The organism is Hymenobacter sp. UYP22, assembly GCF_040547285.1.
GTDB lineage: Bacteria > Bacteroidota > Bacteroidia > Cytophagales > Hymenobacteraceae > Hymenobacter.
In genome coordinates, this window is sequence record NZ_JBEPPK010000005.1 from 97,590 (window position 1) to 115,630 (window position 18,041).

At 60.1% G+C, this 18,041-nt stretch carries 11 protein-coding genes; 8 read left to right on the forward strand and 3 right to left on the reverse strand.

Annotated elements, in window-relative coordinates; genetic code table 11:
- Window positions 1-70: 70 nt before the first annotated feature.
- Together ABIB60_RS10680 and ABIB60_RS10685 are read right to left on the reverse strand one after the other, a co-directional pair.
- The gene (locus tag ABIB60_RS10680) at window positions 71-2,821 is read right to left on the reverse strand and encodes a TonB-dependent receptor (RefSeq protein WP_354579762.1); all 2,751 of its coding nucleotides are present in this window, start codon (window positions 2,819-2,821) and stop codon (window positions 71-73) included.
- A 96-nt stretch (window positions 2,822-2,917) separates the two neighbouring features.
- Complete coding sequence (locus tag ABIB60_RS10685) at window positions 2,918-3,274, reverse strand: MGMT family protein (RefSeq protein ID WP_354579764.1); 357 nt, start codon at window positions 3,272-3,274, stop codon at window positions 2,918-2,920.
- 277 nt (window positions 3,275-3,551) lie between these two features.
- Between ABIB60_RS10685 and ABIB60_RS10690 the strand changes: the two genes are divergently transcribed.
- The 4 genes from ABIB60_RS10690 to ABIB60_RS10705 all read left to right on the forward strand — a co-directional run bounded on the left by ABIB60_RS10690 (window position 3,552) and on the right by ABIB60_RS10705 (window position 9,910).
- Entirely contained in the window at window positions 3,552-4,718 is a 1,167-nt protein-coding gene (locus tag ABIB60_RS10690; protein WP_354579765.1) for an efflux RND transporter periplasmic adaptor subunit, read from the forward strand.
- A 139-nt stretch (window positions 4,719-4,857) separates the two neighbouring features.
- Window positions 4,858-7,938 (forward strand): efflux RND transporter permease subunit, encoded by a 3,081-nt coding sequence (locus ABIB60_RS10695; RefSeq protein ID WP_354579767.1) that lies wholly within the window; start codon window positions 4,858-4,860, stop codon window positions 7,936-7,938.
- Window positions 7,939-7,992: 54 nt separating this feature from the next.
- Window positions 7,993-9,435 carry a TolC family protein gene (locus tag ABIB60_RS10700; RefSeq protein ID WP_354579769.1) on the forward strand — a complete coding sequence of 481 codons (1,443 nt, stop codon included), beginning with the start codon at window positions 7,993-7,995 and terminating at the stop codon, window positions 9,433-9,435.
- A gap of 292 nt (window positions 9,436-9,727) precedes the next feature.
- Window positions 9,728-9,910, forward strand: coding sequence for a hypothetical protein (locus ABIB60_RS10705; protein WP_354579771.1), 183 nt, complete (start codon window positions 9,728-9,730; stop codon window positions 9,908-9,910).
- 180 nt (window positions 9,911-10,090) lie between these two features.
- Here ABIB60_RS10705 and ABIB60_RS10710 read toward each other — a convergent pair whose 3' ends face one another.
- The gene (locus ABIB60_RS10710; RefSeq protein WP_354579772.1) at window positions 10,091-11,362 is read right to left on the reverse strand and encodes a zinc dependent phospholipase C family protein; all 1,272 of its coding nucleotides are present in this window, start codon (window positions 11,360-11,362) and stop codon (window positions 10,091-10,093) included.
- Between the two features lie 217 nt (window positions 11,363-11,579).
- Here ABIB60_RS10710 and ABIB60_RS10715 point away from each other — a divergent pair, with 217 nt between their 5' ends.
- The 4 genes from ABIB60_RS10715 to ABIB60_RS10730 all read left to right on the forward strand — a co-directional run bounded on the left by ABIB60_RS10715 (window position 11,580) and on the right by ABIB60_RS10730 (window position 17,984).
- Window positions 11,580-11,996 carry a hypothetical protein gene (locus ABIB60_RS10715; RefSeq protein ID WP_354579774.1) on the forward strand — a complete coding sequence of 139 codons (417 nt, stop codon included), beginning with the start codon at window positions 11,580-11,582 and terminating at the stop codon, window positions 11,994-11,996.
- A gap of 232 nt (window positions 11,997-12,228) precedes the next feature.
- Window positions 12,229-15,390, forward strand: coding sequence for an efflux RND transporter permease subunit (locus ABIB60_RS10720; protein WP_354579775.1), 3,162 nt, complete (start codon window positions 12,229-12,231; stop codon window positions 15,388-15,390).
- Window positions 15,391-15,509: 119 nt separating this feature from the next.
- Window positions 15,510-16,766, forward strand: coding sequence for a TolC family protein (locus ABIB60_RS10725; protein WP_354579777.1), 1,257 nt, complete (start codon window positions 15,510-15,512; stop codon window positions 16,764-16,766).
- A 54-nt stretch (window positions 16,767-16,820) separates the two neighbouring features.
- The gene (locus tag ABIB60_RS10730) at window positions 16,821-17,984 is read left to right on the forward strand and encodes an efflux RND transporter periplasmic adaptor subunit (RefSeq protein WP_354579779.1); all 1,164 of its coding nucleotides are present in this window, start codon (window positions 16,821-16,823) and stop codon (window positions 17,982-17,984) included.
- Window positions 17,985-18,041 lie beyond the last annotated feature (57 nt).

Below are 18,041 nucleotides of genomic sequence, written 5' to 3' on the forward strand. Positions count from 1 at the left end.
GGTTCAGCAAACAGAAAGCCCCTGGCCAATGTGGCCAGGGGCTTTCTGTTTGCTGCGTATTTCTGGGACGCTACAGCCCCACCGACATACCCAGGGTAAATGTGCGGCCCCGGTTGAAGAAGGCCTGCAGCAGATTCGGGTCGGCCACGTTGGTGCTGTTGCGGTTCGATACGTCGGTGAAGTAGTACTCGTTCAGCACGTTGAGCACTGAAGCCCGGAAACCGATGCGTACTTTCTCGTTGTACATGGGGCGCAGCTCGTAGCCGAAGTGCAGGTCCAGGTTTTTGCTGGTAGGCAGGCGGTAAGCATCCGTGCGGGAGTTTTCCTCCAGAATGCTCTCGGGGTTGAAGGCCGCGTAGTACTTCGAGAATACCAGCAAGGAGGGCCGCACATAGAAGCCCCGAACAGGCTCGTAGCGCAAGCCCAGCTGAAACTGATTCTGGGCGGCGTCGCCCACGTGCACACCGTCCAGGTACACCGGCTGGTCAAGCTGATTTACCTGGATACCCGATTCGGTTACCTGATTCAGCAAACCTTGGCCCACCCAGCGCCAGTCGGCCACGGCAATGGCGGCGTTCAGCTGCAGGCTGCGGCTGATTTCCTGGGCCACGCTCATCTCTACGCCCATGTGCCGGGCATTCACGTTCCGAACGGTGCTGTACACCGGCTCCCCGGTAGCGGTAGAAATGGAGTTGGTTGATTTGTTGGCCCACAGGATGTAGTAAGCATTGAGGGTAGCCTTCAGGCTGGGGTAGCTGATGCCGTAGCCCAGCTCCACGGAGGTAATGCCCTCCGGCTTCACATCCCGGTACTGCTGACCTTGGGAGGTGTACACCTGGTTGAAGAAAGGCACCCGGCTGTTGTGGCCCACGTTCACGAACAGGTTGTTGCGCTCCGTTACGTTGTAGTTGGCCCCGGCCTTCACGCTGTAGCCGGTAAACTCGGCCCAGGGGGTTTCCAGGGTTTTGCCATCGGCGGCGGTGTAGGTGCGGCCGTTAATGGTTTGCGTCTGGTTGAAGGCCACATCGTAGCTCTGCCCATCCACGGTTACCTGCTTAGGCCGGAAGTAGTCGATGCGCTTGTAGTTGATTTGCGACACGGTGCCACTCACCACGGCCGACAGGACCGGCGTTTTGTACTCAAGCTGCGCGTAGCCACCCAGCCACTGGGTTTTACCGTCGTAGTTGTAGCTGATTTTGTCGCCCTCGTACAGGCGGGTGGTGGGGTCCTCGTTGCGGTTGCCAGCAGTGGTAATACTGGGGTTCAGGTTGGTATAGTCGCCACCCAGCAGGTCGCGCACCTCGCGGTAATGCAGGCCCCGGTACAGGCGCCCATCAACCCCGGCCGAGAGAGTCAGCTTATCACCGAGCGAATAATCGGCGCCCAGCACGCCCCCGTACCAGCGGTGGCTGTTCACGTTATTTACCAGAAACTGCTGGGAGCGGCGGGTGGGGTTGTTGCGCGGGTCGTTGTAGTTCAGCTCATAAATGCGCTGAAAATCCGTTTGCAGCGTGGTGCCGTTCTGCAGAATAGTGCTGGAGTTGCCCGTGGTCAGGCCGGTTACCCCGCCCCCGTTCCCGAAGGAGGCATAGGCTACGGCATTCACGAACAGCTTGCTGTTTACCTGCCAGTAGTCGTTGAGGTTGATCTGTGGCTTGTGGTAGTAGTTGCTGCGCTCATTCAGGTTTTCCTGCTTCTGGGCCACCTTGTTGCCGCTGCCATCGAGGGTGAAGCGGCTGAGCGTGCCCCAGTACGGGTTGTACTTGAAGCCCCGGTCGCCGTTGGCAAGGGGAGCCGCTCCAATTTCCTGGGCTTTTTCCGTTGAGAACAGGCCTACTTGCTGGGCAAAGCTGCGGGTACCGTGGCTTTGCGGGGAGCCCATACCCGTGAGGGAAATGCGGTGGTTGCCCGCGCGCTTGCTGATGTTGCCAAAATACGTCCAGGCATCATCAAACGCCTTATCTACCCACCCCTCCGACAAGCGCCGGGAGCCGTACACCGTCACGGCCCAGTCGCCCTTCATGGTGCCGGTGCTCAGCATCAGGGAGTATTTCTGGTAGCTGTTGGAGCCGGTTTCTACCCGGGCCAGGATGGCTTTCTTATCATCAAAGCCCTTGGTTACGACGTTGATGCTACCGCCCACGGAAGGCACCGAAATCTTGGAGGCCGACAGGCCGCGCTGCACCTGCAGGCTCTTGGTCACGTCGCCCAAGTCCCAGTTCGACCAGAACACCTGGCCGGTTTCCATATCGTTCACGGGTACCCCGTTCACCAGCACGGCCACGTTGCGCTGGTCGAAGCCGCGGATGTTGATGCGCGAGTCGCCGGTACCGCCGCCGCCCTGGGTAGCGTACACGCCGGGCGTCTCGTTGAGAATCATGGGCAGGTCGCGGTTGGAAAGGGTTTCGCGCAGCTTCACCTCGTTCACGGCCGCAAACGCCACCGGCGTGGAGCGCTCCACGGCCACACCCAGGGAACCTACTACCTGCACCTCATTCAGGGTAGCATTGTCGGAGGTAAGGTTGAAGGTAGCCGTGGCGTTCTGGCTGCCCACCGTTACCTGCTGCTCCAACAGTTTATACCCAATAAAGGAAGCGCGCACGGTGTAAGTCCCGGGCTTCAGACCAGGCACAAGGTAGGAGCCATTTTCTTCGGCCCCGGCTCCGGTATTGGCGCCGTTGCCCACCACCTGCACGGTAGCGCCGGGCAGCGCTTCCCCCGTTAGTTTGTCCAGTACGCGCCCTTTGATGGAATACGTGGCCTGGGCCATAGCTCCCACCGAGGTAGTTAGTAGAGTTCCAGCAAGTAAAAAGTGCTTCATGAAAAAGGGAAATACAACCCGCAAAGGAATTTAAGGCTGTAAAGGTAAGATTTTGACAGGTAGCGCGAAGCAGAAAATACCCCAGCCAACGGGCAGTTATTCCAGCTCCGTAGCCGGGTCCCAGAGCAGCCGCTTGAAGTCCTGGACCTGGTCATCTATTACCTGTATACCCTCGGCCTCCAGGGCCTCTTGCATGGCCGTGGGCGTGGCAAAGTGCTGCTTGCCGGTAAGCAAACCGTTGCGGTTGATGACGCGGTGGGCCGGCACGTACTCATTGGCCGTGTGGGCGGCCATCATGGCCCAGCCCACCATGCGGGCCCCGTGCCGGGCTCCGAGGTAGTGGGCAATGGTGCCATAGGTAGTTACGCGGCCAACCGGCACCAGCCGCACCACCTCATGCACATCCTGAAAAAAGTTACGCTGCTGCTCCGTGGGGTTGCGAGGAATGGACACGGTGGGAAGGTGAAATTGTGAAGTGGTGAAATGGTGAGTTGGACGTTCAGCCAGATTTGATGGTGCAAGTAGTGCAAGCGCAACATCAAACTCACCATTTCACCACTTCACAATTTCAACTTCCCGCTCCCGCGCAACCCGAAGGCATTTTTGGTGTCTTACCCCCATCTTTCCCTTCCGGCCCCGGCGTCAACCAAAACCAGTTGGTTCGCGTTGTGGCAGTTGCGCCCATCCCCCTCGCCTCCTCCCTGAACAGGGCTCCATCCGAAGTACCTCCATGCAAACCCAGGAACACCCAACCTCTGACGTAACCGAAACCCGCTCCGGCAATGCTGGCCGCCGCATTATTTGGCTGCTGGTGGCGTTGGCGGTGGTGGGAGCGTTGGCGTTTATCAAAATCAAATATTTTCCTTCTCAGAATGCGGAAGGGAAAGGTGGTGGCGGCAAAGGTGGCGCGGGTGCTCCCGGCAAAGGCGGGCCCAGCGGCGCGGGTGGCAAAGGCGGCGGCCAGAAGCTCCCGGTGCAGGTGTACGTGGTAAAAGCCACCAGCCTGGCCGATGAGGTGGCCGCCACGGGCTCCATCTTAGCCGAAGAGTCGGTAGTAATCAAAAGCGAAATTTCGGGCAAGATTACCAGCCTCAACATTCGGGAGGGCCAGCCGGTGAGCAAGGGCCAACTGCTGCTAAGCATCAACGCCGATGAGATTCAGGCGGCCCTGCGCAAGCAGGAATACAACATCAAACTGTTCCGCGACCAGGAAAAACGCCAGCGCACTCTGCTGGATAAGGAGTACATCAGCGCCCAGGAGTACGAGCAGGCCAATAACCAGTTGCTCACAGCCCAGGCCGATTTGCAGTCGTTGCGGGCCTCACTAGCTAAGGCCTACGTGCGGGCGCCATTTGCCGGCGTGCTGGGTCTGACTACTGCCACGGTAGGCACCTACGTAAGCCCCGGGGCCGAAATTACCACGCTTTCCAAGGTTCGGCCGGTGAAAATCAACTTCACGGTTCCCAGCCGCTTTTCCAGCCTGGTGCGCACCGGCGACCCTATCGTCATCACCGATGAGGCGTCCAATAAGAAGTACGAAGCCAAGGTGTACGCCCTCGATCCGCAGATTGACCCCGTGAGCCGCACCCAAACCGTGCGCGCCCGCTACGCCAACACCCGCGACGAGCTGCGCCCCGGCGCCTTCGTGAAGGTCAACCTGCAGCTGGGCCAGACCTCCGACGCCTTACAGGTGCCCACCGAGGCCGTTATTCCGGAAGCTACCGGCTATAGCGTGTACACCGTGCAACAGGGCAAAATGGCACCAAAAAAGGTAAAAATCGGGGTGCGCTCCGACCGCCTCATTCAGATTACCGATGGCTTGGCCGTGGGCGACTCCGTGATTCGGACCGGCATTCTGCAGGTGAAGCCGGGCGACGCGGTGAAGGTTACCAAGTAGTGCACAACGTGGTCCTACGAGTTGCCCGCAGGGCCTCGTAGGACCACTCTCATTGGCCGTTGCCGTTCACCGAATAGTGGTATCTACGAGGCCCTGCGGGCAACTCGTAGAACCACCCTCAATCAGCCAATACAACCTTATGAGCTTATCCTCAACTAGCATAAACCGGCCGGTGCTCGCCATTGTGATGAGCCTGGTGATTGTGATTTTCGGGGTCATTGGCTTCCGGTATTTGAGTGTGCGCGAATACCCGAGCGTGGACCCACCCATCATTACCGTATCGGCCAGCTACACCGGCGCTTCGGCCGACGTGATGCAGGGCCAGGTGACGGAGCCGCTGGAAGAAGCCCTCAACGGCATCCAGGGCATCAAGAACCTGACCTCCAACTCCCGGGACGGCCGCACCCAGATTACCGTAGAGTTTGACCTCGACGCCGACCTGGAAACGGCTGCCAACGACGTGCGCGACAAGGTATCGGGGGCGCAGGGCCGCTTGCCCCGGGATATTGACCCGCCCATTGTGAGCAAGGCCAACGCCGACTCCCAACCCATTGTAATGACTTACCTCAGTTCCAGCCAGCGCAACCTGCTGGAGCTGACCGACTACGCCAACAACACCCTCAAGGAGCGCCTTCAAACGATTCCGGGCGTATCGGAAGTGCGGGTGTACGGGGAGCGGAAATATTCCATGCGCCTGTGGCTGGACCCAGTGAAGCTCTCGGCCCTGAGCGTGAGCCCCGTGGATGTGCAGGCGGCTCTCACCCGCGAAAACGTGGAGCTCCCCAGCGGAGCCGTTCAGGGCCAGGCCACCCAGCTTACGCTACGTACCATGGGCCGCCTGAGCTCCGTGGAGGATTTCAACAACCTGATTATCCGCAAAGACGCCTCTTCTCTGGTGCGGCTGTCAGATATTGGCTATGCCGAGCTCTACCCCGAAAACGACCAGACTATCTTCAAGGTAAACGGCGTACCGATGGTCGGTTTGGCGGTAATTCCGCAGCCGGGCTCCAACCAGATTGACATTGCCGACGAGTTCAACAAGCGCATTGAGCTGTACGGCAAGGATTTGCCCAAAGACCTGGTGCTGAAGCCGGGCTTCGATAACTCAGTGTTTATCCGGCAATCCATCAATGAGGTGGAGCATACCATCATTGAAGCCTTTGTGCTGGTGGTAGTGATTATCTTCCTGTTCCTGCGCGACTGGCGCTCCACTATTATTCCGGTAGTGGCTATTCCGGTGTCGTTGGTGGGCATTTTCTTCGTGATGTACCTGATGAACTTCTCCATCAACGTGCTCACGCTGCTGGCCGTGGTACTGGCCATTGGCTTGGTAGTAGACGACGCCATTGTGGTACTGGAAAATATCTACTCCCGCATCGAGGAAGGCGAAGACCCCAAAACGGCCGCCATCAAGGGTTCCGAGGAAATTCTGATGGCCGTAATCAGTACCACGGTAGTGCTGGCAGCAGTGTTCCTGCCGGTGGTGTTCCTCACGGGTATCACGGGCCGCTTGTTCCGGGAGTTTGGCATTGTGGTGGCCGGCTCAGTGCTGATTTCGGCATTTGTCTCCTTAACGCTCACGCCCATGATGTGCTCGGTGCTGCTCAAGCGCGAGGAAAAGCACAACTGGTTTTACCGCAAAACCGAGCCTTTCTTCGAGAAGATGATTGGCGGCTACAAAGGCAGCCTCGAAACCTTTTTGCGCAACCGTTGGCTGGCCTGGCTGGTGGTGGCGGGTACGGGCGTAGGCATCTGGTACTTTATGGGCGCCATTCCCTCGGAGCTGGCCCCGGTGGAAGACCGGAGCCGCATCAACCTGAACGCCACCGGCCCCGAGGGTGCCTCGTTTGAGTTCATGGACGCCTACATGGCTCAGCTCACCCAAATGGCCATGGACTCAGCTGGCCCAAATAACCTGAGCAGTGTATTTGCCGTGACTTCCCCGGGCTTCGGGGGCGGCTCCAACTCGGGCACGGCCCGGGTGCTGCTGCTAGAAGCCGACAAACGCCCCCTACCCCAGCCGGCTATTGCCGATAAGCTGAGTGCCGGCGTGAAAAAGCTCTCGGCCGCCCGCACGTCCGTCAGCCAGGACCAAAGTATTGGCGGCGGGGGCGGCGGCCTGCCGGTACAGTTCGTTATCCAGACCCAGGACTTTGACAAGCTGCGCACGGCCGTACCCAAATTCCTGGATGCCGCCCGCCAGGACCCTACCTTCCAATTCGTGGATGTAAACCTGAAATTCAATAAGCCGGAGCTGCGGGTGAACATCGACCGGGAAAAGGCCCAGAGCCTGGGCGTGTCGGTGCAGAGCATTTCGCAAACGCTGCAGTCGGGTTTGAGCGGGCAGCGCTACGGCTACTTTATCCGGGAAGGCAAGCAGTACCAGATTATCGGACAAGTAGCCCGCGAAGACCGGAGCCAACCCTTGGACGTGCGCTTACTGTCAGTGAAGAACGCCAACGGAGAGCTGATTCAGCTGGACAACGTGATTCGACTGGTAGAAAGCAGTACCCCGCCCCAACTCTACCGCTTCAACCGCTACAACTCGGCTACCTTCTCGGCCTCCCTGGCGCCCGGCCGCACCCTCGGCGACGGTATTGCCGCCATGCAGGCCATTGCCGACAAGAACCTCGACGACACGTTCAGCACCGAGCTGGCCGGCTCCTCCCGCGACTTTCAGGAAAGCTCCAGCAGCCTGGTGTTTGCCTTCGGGCTGGCCCTGGTGCTGATTTATCTGGTACTGGCGGCCCAGTTCGAGAGCTTCCGCGACCCGGTGATTATCATGGTGACGGTACCGCTGGCGTTGTCGGGGGCGCTGCTCAGCCTGTGGTACTTCAACCAGACGCTCAACCTGTTCTCGCAAATCGGCATTATCATGCTGGTGGGGTTGGTGACCAAAAACGGTATCCTTATTGTGGAATTTGCCAACCAGCAGGTAGAAAACGGTAAGGACTACATGACCGGGCTGATTGAGGGCGCCACAGCTCGTTTCCGACCCATCTTGATGACTTCGCTTTGTGCCATTCTGGGGATTTTGCCCATTGCGGTGGCTACTGGTGCGGGCGCGCTTAGCCGCCGGGCCATGGGCATCGGCGTAGTGGGCGGGCTGTTTTTTGCTACGGCCCTTACGCTGTACGTAGTGCCGGTTATGTATTCCTACTTTGCTACGGCCAAGAAGCACAAGCACGCCGAGGCCGAAGAAAAAGCCGTGGCTGCTTAGGAGCCAGCACGTTCTGCTCCATTCTCCACGCCCGTTCCGCAGTTGATTTCCCTCATGCCCCGTTCCTTCCTTTTCGCCCTGCTGCTGGCCGCTCCCCTACCCTTGCTCGCCCAACGGCCAGTACTGCCCGCCCGCACCCCGGCTACGCAACCTCAGAGCAAGCCCCAGACGGAAAAGCCCGAAACCGTGGCTCCAGCCCCTGGCCTCACGCTGGCCGAGGCCATCCGCATCGGCCTTGAAAACAACTATAACATTCGCCTCTCGCGCCAGGATGCACGCATTGCCGATAATAACGTGACCCGCGGCAACGCCGGGCAGCTGCCGGTGGTCAATGGCAACTTCACCCGCGTTTTCAACCGCAACGACATCCGGCAGCAGTTTGGCACCCGCGACTCAATAGGCAACCCCACGCCGGCGCGCATCGTGAACGGGGGCACCAACAACCAGCTTAACGCCAACGTAGCCGCCACTTGGACCATTTTTGATGGTTTCGGGATGTTCATTGCCTACGACCGGCTAAAGTCCTTGCGCGCGAGCCAGGAGCAGTTGACGCGGGCCACCGTGGAGGAAACCGTAGCCACTATCACGGATGCTTATTTCGTGGTGGTGCGCGAATCGGGTAAAATCAACTCCATTGAAGAAGCCCTGAAAATCGGGCAGGCTCGCATCGACCTAACCCAAGGCCGCGTGGATGTGGGCGTAGCGGCGAAGGTAGAAGTGCTGACCGCCCGGGTAGACTACAACGCCGACCGCTCCATCCTGATTCAGCAGCAGGAAGCCCTGAAAACGGCAAAAATCACGTTAAATAACCTGCTGGGCCGTAATCCTAACCTTAACTTCCAGCCCCAGGACTCCATTGTGGTCACCCAGGATTTGCAGCGGGAAACGGTGCTGCAAGCCATCCGCCAGAATAACCCCCGCCTGCAGCAAGCCCGCACCAATACCGAGGTGGCCACCTACGACCGGAAGCTGGTGCGCGCTTCCCGGTTTCCGCAAATTGGCCTCACCACTGGCTACGGCCTAAACCGCAACATCAACAATGCCGCCTTTGCCGGTACGCTGCTTACCACCAGCACCAACCGCAACCTGGGGCTCAACTACGGTGTGGTAGCTTCCGTGCCCATTTTTGACGGGTTCAACCGTACCCGCCTGGAGCAGAACGCCCGCATTGTAGAGGAGCAAAGCCAACTCCAACTCGACCAAACGCAACTTCAGCTGGATGCTGAAGCCGAACAGGCCTGGGCCCAGTACCAGAACCGCTTGCAGCTGCTAGAGCTAGAAGAAGCCAACATTCTGCTGGCCCGCGAAAACGTGGCCATTGCTCTGGAGCGCTACCGCTTGGGCCTGCTCACCCCCCTCGACTTGCGCGTGGCTCAACGTACCCAATTAGATGCCGAAGTTCGGCTGCTGGATATTCGTTACCAGGCCAAGCAAGCTGAAATTGTGCTGCGCCGCCTCAGCAGCGGGCTGGTACAAGAACCGACTGCTACCAACTAAGGCCATCCTCACGCGGGCACACTCGTCGTCTAAAAATAAGGGGGCTTGAAAGACTTGCCGAAGTCTGGGCATCCTGATCAGCTCCCAACAACCACGGCTTTTCAGCTTGTGAGTGCCCGCTTCCTTACACCGAGGGGGCGGGCGCTTTTGTTTGATACAAATAGTCCACCCACAAAGCAACCGAATTCAGAGAGGAACAGAGTGGGTCTGGCGAAGTAATAGGGCAGGGAAAAGCGTGTCTGATAGGTTTGTAGCAATACTACGCTTCTTCACCTTCATACACCTTCTGCTCATGTTCCTACGCCTACTCAAACTCAGCCTCGTTCTATTCGCCCTGTCGTTCTGCTTGCCTAATCAGGTATCGGCGGCTGGTTTATTTGGCGGGCGTTTTCTGCCCACGGTAAAGGCCAAGCTGCGCGGCTACTCACACGTTCATCGTCCTAATTACCGCCTGTACCGCCCCTACCACCGCTAGGATTTGGCCGCACGGCACTCATAGTCCCTCACGCATAGCCAAGCGGTATGCGTGAGTTTTTTTGCAACATAGGTGGCAGCCAAGTGCCTTGTTACCAGCCATTTTGGCTTTTTTGGCTGGCATGCTGCAGAGTTGAAAGAAGCTAGATTCCAAGCAGAATACTGCTGGCTTCCGGCTGACTTACTGCTGCGCTGGTTTATAAGTGCGCAACTGTTGCAGTGCCTCTATGGTTTCCTTGCGTTTGTCGCCTTCTTTTTCCTCTTCGCCTTTCGGCTCCTGGGTGGGGGTGCTGAAAAAGGCCAGGATGTGCTGCTGCTGCGTTGCCGTTAGGTGTTCAAACTTCTTATCCGACAGCTTGCGCAACCACTCCCCGTAGGTTTCATCGGTAAGCGCGTACTCGCCTAGCTTGGTAGGCCGGCCGGTGTCAAAATCGGTATTGGCCAGCGGTTGGGATGCGGCGGTACTGTCGCGCGGTTCCTTCTCCAGCATAGTGCAGTATTTGCGCTGTACATCCTGGAAGCTGGCTTTGAAAATCTCCTGGGCTTCGGGAGTGGGTAGCTTGAAAGCAAACGGCCGGAGCGGCCCAATTTTGGGCAGCACCCGCACAAAGTACGACAGCATCCGGGCCCCGGTACCGGGGTGTTCGTAGTCGGTGCCGTAGCGCTGCCGGTACTCCCGCTCACTTTCCTTGTACACGTACTCGCGGCGGCGGGCCCGGGGACTGAGTCGGCGGATTTCCTTTTTCTGGCTTTGCCAGGCCGCCCGGCTGGCAATTGGAATGAGGCTGCGCACAGCAAACCGGAACGAACTCACAGCCAGATCCACGTTGAAAATTACCTGCCCGAGTTCCAGCCCATACGTTTTCAGAAAAGCCCGCTCCAATACTGGTTTGCTTACCTGAAACCCAATGTAGCGCTGGTAATCGGCTGTGCGGTAGCGGCCGGCCGCCACCTGCACCACATCAAAGGCAAACTCCAGCTGGGTGTGTTGAATAGGGGCTTCCTCGTAGGTGATATGGTCGCCGAATTTGGCTTTCAGCTCGGGATACACGCTGGGCATGGCGCGGTTGGTACCCTCGGGGTGGCCGTTGATATCGGCGGCATAGTGCGCCAGCGCCCCCAAGGCAAAAGCGTATTCATTGCGGTTGTTGGCTTCATTGAGCAGATTGCGTACGAAGTCACCGGAACGGACGTAATGCGTGAGGTTGGTGAACAGCACCGAGCCGAACGGGTAGTAGCCCATATCCTGCAGAATAGAGCCCCCGTACGCATAGCTCTTGGCTTCTTTCAGCTGCTCCTCGGTGGTGCCAGGGTAACGGCCCTGCAGCAACGGCACCAGGCAGCGCTGCCAACTGGAGTCGATGTTGGCTTGGTGCGTAAGTACAGAGTAGGCGCGGGCGGGTAAGGCAGTCAGCCCCAGCAGCACGGCCAAGGCAAGTATCCATTTGTGCATACAGAGGAACCCTGGCAGGTACTAGGCAGCCACAGGCCTCCTCAGTACGGTTGCGCTGCTGAGGTGGTTGTAGGTACATGATTCCGGGCAATAAAAAGCCCCAGCTGCGAAAAGCCGCCGGCGGTTTTAGTAGCCTCTGAATTCAGAAACCTTCCAAATTTCAGTAGCAACATCGGTTTATCCGTCCAATTCAGCCGTTCAGCCGTACCTTTATGCCGTGAAGCAAGTGGTAGCCTTCTTTCTGGGAATTCTGATGCTCGTGAGCGGCCTCGTGCCGCAGAACGACTTGTCGGAACTGGGGAAACTGCCCGAGCTGGCCCAGCACTACCGTTACCACCGGGCCCTGACCGGCGGCCGCCTCTCGCCGCTGGCGTTTCTGGCGCTGCATTACGGCCCCCACGGCTCCGACCACCGCCGCCACCCCTACTCCCAGCGCGACGAACAGGACCATCACAAACTCCCCCTGGAACAGCACCACCACGACTGCATGATGGTTGGTTTCGTGCTGCCCCTTGGCCGGGTGCTGTTGCCCCCGCGCCCCCTCACCTGGCCCGCCGCCGCCTACCGCGTGGCGCCCGGCCCGCTCTATGCGTTCAGCGTGAGCAACCCACTGCTGCAGCCGCCCCGAGCGTAGCCACCCGAAGCCCCCAGGCGCAGCGCGTCCGGCCGCTTCCCGTGGTTTTTTCGCTCATTCCGCTAGCTGCATGTTAGTAGTGAGTAGATGGTATTGAGTAGTGAGTTTAAGGTGTGAGCCGTAAGAGCCAGATGGCATCATCCGGTTTTCAGCTTACTTCTACGGATTCATACTCAGTACCCAATACTCACTCCTCAATACTAGCTCCCCGCCGGCGGCAACTCCTTTTCCTATGCTTGCCCGCATTATCCGGGGCAGTATCCACAACAAGCTGTTTGTGGTGCTGCTGCTCCTGGCCCTGGTGGCCTGGGGTGGCTACTCGGCCACTACCCTCCCGCTGGATGCCATTCCCGACGTAACCAACAACCAGGTTCAGGTACTCACTCAAAGCCCCGCGCTGGCGGCCCAGGAGGTAGAGCAACTCCTGACCATTCCGCTGGAGCAGAGCCTGCGCACCATTCCGGGCGTTACGGAAGTGCGCTCCGTGTCGCGTTTCGGCCTTTCGGTGATTACCGTGGTGTTCGAGGACGACGTGCCGACGCTGCAAACCCGCCAGCTGGTAGCCGAGAAGCTGCGCTCCGCCGAGGCCGATTTGGGCACCGACCTGGGCCGCCCCGAAATGGCCCCTATTACCACCGGCCTGGGCGAAATTTTCCAGTACAGCCTGGCCCTGAAGCCCGACTTCGAGCAGAAGTATTCCCTAGCCCGCCTGCGCGAGCTGCAGGATTGGGTGGTGAAGCGCCAGCTGGCCGGCGTGCCCGGCGTGGTAGACGTGAGCAGCTTTGGCGGCTACGTGCGCCAGTACGAAGTGAGCGTAAACCCCGAGCGCCTAAACGCCAGCGGCGTGACTATGCCCGAGCTGTTCGGGGCGCTGGAAGCCAGTAACGCCAACACCGGCGGCGGCTACCTGGAGCGGGGCCGCAACGCCTACTTCATTCGGGGCGAAGGCCGGGCCACCTCTTTGCAGGATGTGGGCAGCATCGTTATCAAGCAGGCCGGCGGCGTACCTCTGCTGGTGCGCGACGTAGCCGACGTGCGCTTCGGCCACTCGGTGCGCTACGGGGCCATGACGCGCAACGGCCAGGGCGAAACCGTGGGCGGCATTGTGCTCATGCTCAAAGGGGCATCGTCGGAGCAAACCATCAAAGGCGTGAAAGCCCGCGTGGCCGAAATCAACCGGACGCTGCCCCAGGGCGTGTACGTGCAACCCTTCCTCGACCGCACGAAGCTGGTGGACACGGCTATTCACACCGTCGCCAAAAACCTGACTGAGGGCGGCATCATTGTAATGGTGGTGCTGCTGGTGCTGCTGGGAAACTGGCGGGCCGGGCTGGTGGTGGCTTCCATGATTCCGCTGTGCATGTTGTTTGCCCTGGGCCTCATGCGCACCTTCGGCGTATCGGCCAACCTGATGAGCTTGGGCGCGCTGGATTTCGGGCTAATTGTGGACGGGGCGGTGATTATCGTGGAAGCCATGATTTTCCACCTCGTGCACTTTCGGGCCAAGGCCGAGCACGAAACCATGGACCAGGTAGCGGAAACGGCCGCCACCCGCATGATGCGCTCCGCCTTGTTCGGGCAGCTCATCATCCTCATCGTGTACCTGCCCATCCTGGCCCTCACCGGCATTGAGGGCAAGATGTTCCGGCCCATGGCCCTGACCGTGAGCTTCGCCATTGTGGGGGCCATGCTGCTGTGCCTCACCTACGTACCGGCCGTGTCGGCCTGGGCCCTACGCAAGGATATTAAAGAGGAAGGCACCGTGGCCGACCGCATCATGAAATTCCTGTACCGCGGCTATGAGCCCATCATCCGGGGGGCGCTACGCCTGCGCGGTATCGTGGCCGGGGCGGCCGTGGGGCTGCTGGTGCTGGCGGGCGGGGTGTTTGCCAGCCTGGGCGGGGAGTTTATTCCGCAGCTGGATGAGGGCGACTTTGCCGTGTACGTGGGGCTGGCCCCCGGCTCCTCCCTCTCCCAAACCATTGCCACCACCACCAACATCCAGCAGATTTTGCTGAAGCAGTTCCCGGAGGTGGAGCAGGTGGTGGGCAAAATCGGCACCTCCGAAATTCCTACCGACCCCATGAGCCTGGAAGATTCCGACCAGATTGTGGTGCTCAAGCCCCAGGCGGAATGGACCTCGGCCAGTTCCCGGGAGGAGTTGGCTGGCAAGATGAGCGAGGCCCTGGCCGGCATTCCGGGCGTGAGCCTGGAGTTTCAGCAGCCCATCCAGATGCGCTTCAACGAACTGATTTCGGGCGTGAAGTCGGATATCAGCATCAAGATTTACGGCGACGACCTGGGCCTGCTGTTCGAAAAAGCCACTGAAGCCGCCGCCCTCATTCGCCCCCTGGCCGGCGTGGGCGACCTAAAAGTGGAGCAGATTGCCGCCCTGCCCCAGTTGCGGGTTACGTATGACCGCCAGAAAATGGCCCAGTACGGCCTGCGCGTACAGGACCTGAACACGCTGCTGCGCGCTTCCTTCGCCGGTGATGTAGCGGGCCAAGTGTACGAGGGTGAGCGGCGCTTCGACCTGGTGGTGCGCCTGGACAGCACCAACCGCCGCGGCCTCCAGGATTTGCGTCAGCTGTACGTAGATGTGCCCAACGGCCAGAAAATACCCTTGGAAGAAGTGGCCCGTGTAGAGTTCCGCAACGCCCCCACCCAGGTTTCCCGCGACGATGCCCGCCGCCGTATCAACATCGGGGTAAACGTGCGCAACCGGGACGTGGAAAGCTTGGTGCAGGAAATTCAGCAGCAGCTGGATGCCAAGCTCAAGCTACCCGAGGGCTACACCATCAAGTACGGTGGCCAGTTCGAGAACCTGCAGCAGGCCAAGTCGCGGCTGGCGGTGGCTGTGCCGGTGTCGTTGCTGCTGATTTTCGTGCTGCTCTACCTCTCCTTCCGCTCGGTGAAGCAGGCCAGCCTGATTTTTACGGGTATTCCGCTGGCGGCCATCGGCGGTATTCTGGCTCTGTGGCTGCGCGGGATGCCGTTCAGTATTTCGGCGGGCGTGGGCTTTATTGCGCTGTTCGGGGTGGCCGTACTCAACGGCATTGTCTTGGTAGCCAGCATCAACGAGCTGGCCCTGGCTGGTATAGACTCAGTGCGGGAGCGGGTACTGAAAGCCACTCACGAGCGGTTTCGGCCGGTGCTGCTTACGGCGGCAGTAGCTTCCCTGGGCTTCCTACCTATGGCCCTGAGCAACTCCGGCGGCGCCGAGGTGCAAAAACCCCTGGCCACGGTAGTTATCGGCGGACTGATTTCGGCCACCCTGCTCACGCTCATCGTGCTGCCGGTGCTCTACACCCTGTTCACCAAAGACGGGGAAGCCAGCCCTACCGAGCCTACCCCCGAGCTACTGGCCGAAATCAAGGAAAACCACGAATTGTAATCCGGAGCGGTGTAGAAACGCGACACCTCGCATCTCGGTGTCAGAACGACATCACCTGCACGACACCGTTTAACGGGGAGACGCGAAGTGTCGCGTTTCTACATCTGACTTTCTTCTCTATGAGATACCTGTTGTTCATTATGCTGGTCCTACCCTGTTTTACGCAGGCCCAGACCACACCGCGCACCTTACCGCCACCCCCGGCGGCCCCAGCGCCGGTAGTCCAGCCCGGCAGTCTGCTTTCCTTAAATCAAGCCCTGCAAACCGGCCTCAGCCAAAGCCTGCTGGTGCAAGCCGGCAGCCTGGATATTGAGCGCCAACGCGCCCTGGCCCGCACTGGCTACGACGTACCCCGCACCGTGCTTGATTACCAGGTGGGCCAGATTTCGGGGCCCTTGCGCGACCAGAGCTTCAACGTGGTGCAACAGTCGGCGCTGCCGGGGGTGTACGGGGCCCAGCGCCGCTTGCTGGAAGGACAGGTACTCACAGCCGAGCAACGGGTGCGCCAACAGCGCCGGGAGCTGGCGTTCCGCATCCGCAGCAGTTACTATGAGCTGCTAGTGAGCTACCGCCGCGCCGCCCTACTACGCCGCCAGGACAGCCTCTACCAACGCGCCGCCCGCGCCGCCCGCATCCGCTACCAAACTGGCGAAACCAACCGCCTGGAGCAGGTGTCGGCCGAAGCGCGGCGGCTGGAGCTGCAGAACCGGCTGGCCACGGTGCGCACCGAGCAACAGGTGCAGCAGCAGCAGCTGGCCGTGCTGCTCAACCAGCCCGGTTTGGCGCTTATCGACACCACTACCACGCCGGTTATCACGCTGGCCGCCACTGATACGGCGGGGCTGTCATCGGGCTCCAATCCTATCCTGGCGCTTTTGGAGCAGGAAGTGGAGGTAAGCCGCCGCCAAACCCGGGTGGAGCAACTGCGCCGCCTGCCCGATGTGCGCCTGGGCTATTTCACGCAAACCATCAACAAGGAAAACGGCTTTCATGTCGCCCAGGCTGGCGTGGCGGTACCCCTGCTGGGCGGCGTACAAAAAAGCCGCATCCAGGCCGCCCGCATTGGGGAGCAGGCCGCTGAGGCTCAGTTACGCTACGCTACAGTTCAACTGAGTGGCCAGTTGGCGGGCCTGCGCCGCCAGCTGCAGCGGGCCCGGGCCTCCCTCACGTACTACGAGCAAACCGCCCTGCCCCAGGCCCGCCTGATTCTGGATACCGCCGAAAAGAGCTTCCGGGCCGGGGATGTTGAGTACGTGGAGTACGTGGTGAACACCGAGCCGGCCTGGCAAATCCGCACGGCCTACCTCGACCAAGTAAGCCGCTACAACGAGTTGGCCCTGCAACTGCTGGCCCTCACCGGCCCCGACGCCCAATAATCATCCGCGCCTGCGGCTCCGCTTTGGCAGGCTGCTTATCTATGAATCAACCGCATGAAATCGAATTTCTTCCTTGTATTGGCCGCGCTGCTGGCCGCTTGTAGCCAGAATAAAGCGCCGGAAACGCAAACGCCCGCTGCCGCTGCTACGCCTAATCTGCCTACCTCTCCCGATGAGGTGCGCATTAGCCCGGCCCAGGTGCAGGCGGCCGGCCTGGAGCTGGGGAGCTTTACCTGGAAAAACCTGGCTTCCGATGTGCAGGCTAACGGCGTGGTAGATGTGCCGCCCCAAAATCGGGCCTCTGTGTCGGCGGTGATGGGCGGCTACGTGCAGAGTGTGGCGGTGCTGCCCGGCCAGCAAGTACGCCGGGGCTCGGTGCTAGCCGTGCTGCGCCACCCCGATTACCTCAAGCTGCAACAGGAATACCTGCAAAGCCGGGCCCGGGTCACGTTTCTGCAGCAGGAACTGCGCCGCCAGCAAACCCTGGACGCCGAGGACGTAGGTGCCAAGCGCAAGCTCCAGCAGGCCCAGAGCGACTATGCTTCGGAACAAGCCAGCCTGCAGGCCACGACTGGACAGCTCCGCATGCTGGGTGTTTCTCTTAACAGCTTAAATCAGGGCCGAATTTCGCCTACGGTTACGCTCACGGCGCCCATCAGCGGCAACGTCGCCACCGTACGCATCAACCCCGGCCAATACGTGAACCCCCAGGATGTACTGGTAGAGATGGTGGACCCCAGCCACATGCACCTGGAGCTGCAGGTATTTGAGCGGGATGTAAACCAGGTGCACAATGGCCAGCAGGTGCTGTTCCGGGTACCCAGCCAGCAGCACGGCCCCGAAATGACGGCCAGCGTTTACCTCGTGGGAAAATCCTTCGACCCGGAAAAACGCACGGTGAACGTACACGCCCATTTGGAGCCCGAGCGCACCGACCTGATTCCGGGCCAATACGTAGCTGCTTCCATCCAGACCGGGGCGGCGCGGCAGCGCACCCTGCCCGAGGACGCCCTGGTGCAGGCGGGTGAGTTCAGCTACATCTTCACCCAGGTGGGGCCCGGCTCGTTCCGCCGCGTAAAAGTTATAGCCGGAGCCGCCGAAAACGGCGACGTGGCGCTACGCCTGCTGGCCCCCTTACCCGACTCCACCCACGTAGTGCGGCGTGGGGCCTATTTCCTGGATGCCGAACTGAAAAAAGGCCAGGACGCGGAGGAGTAAGTGTGGTGTCCGTTTCCAGCAACTAACAAGGCCGCCTGCTGTCACAGCAGGCGGCCT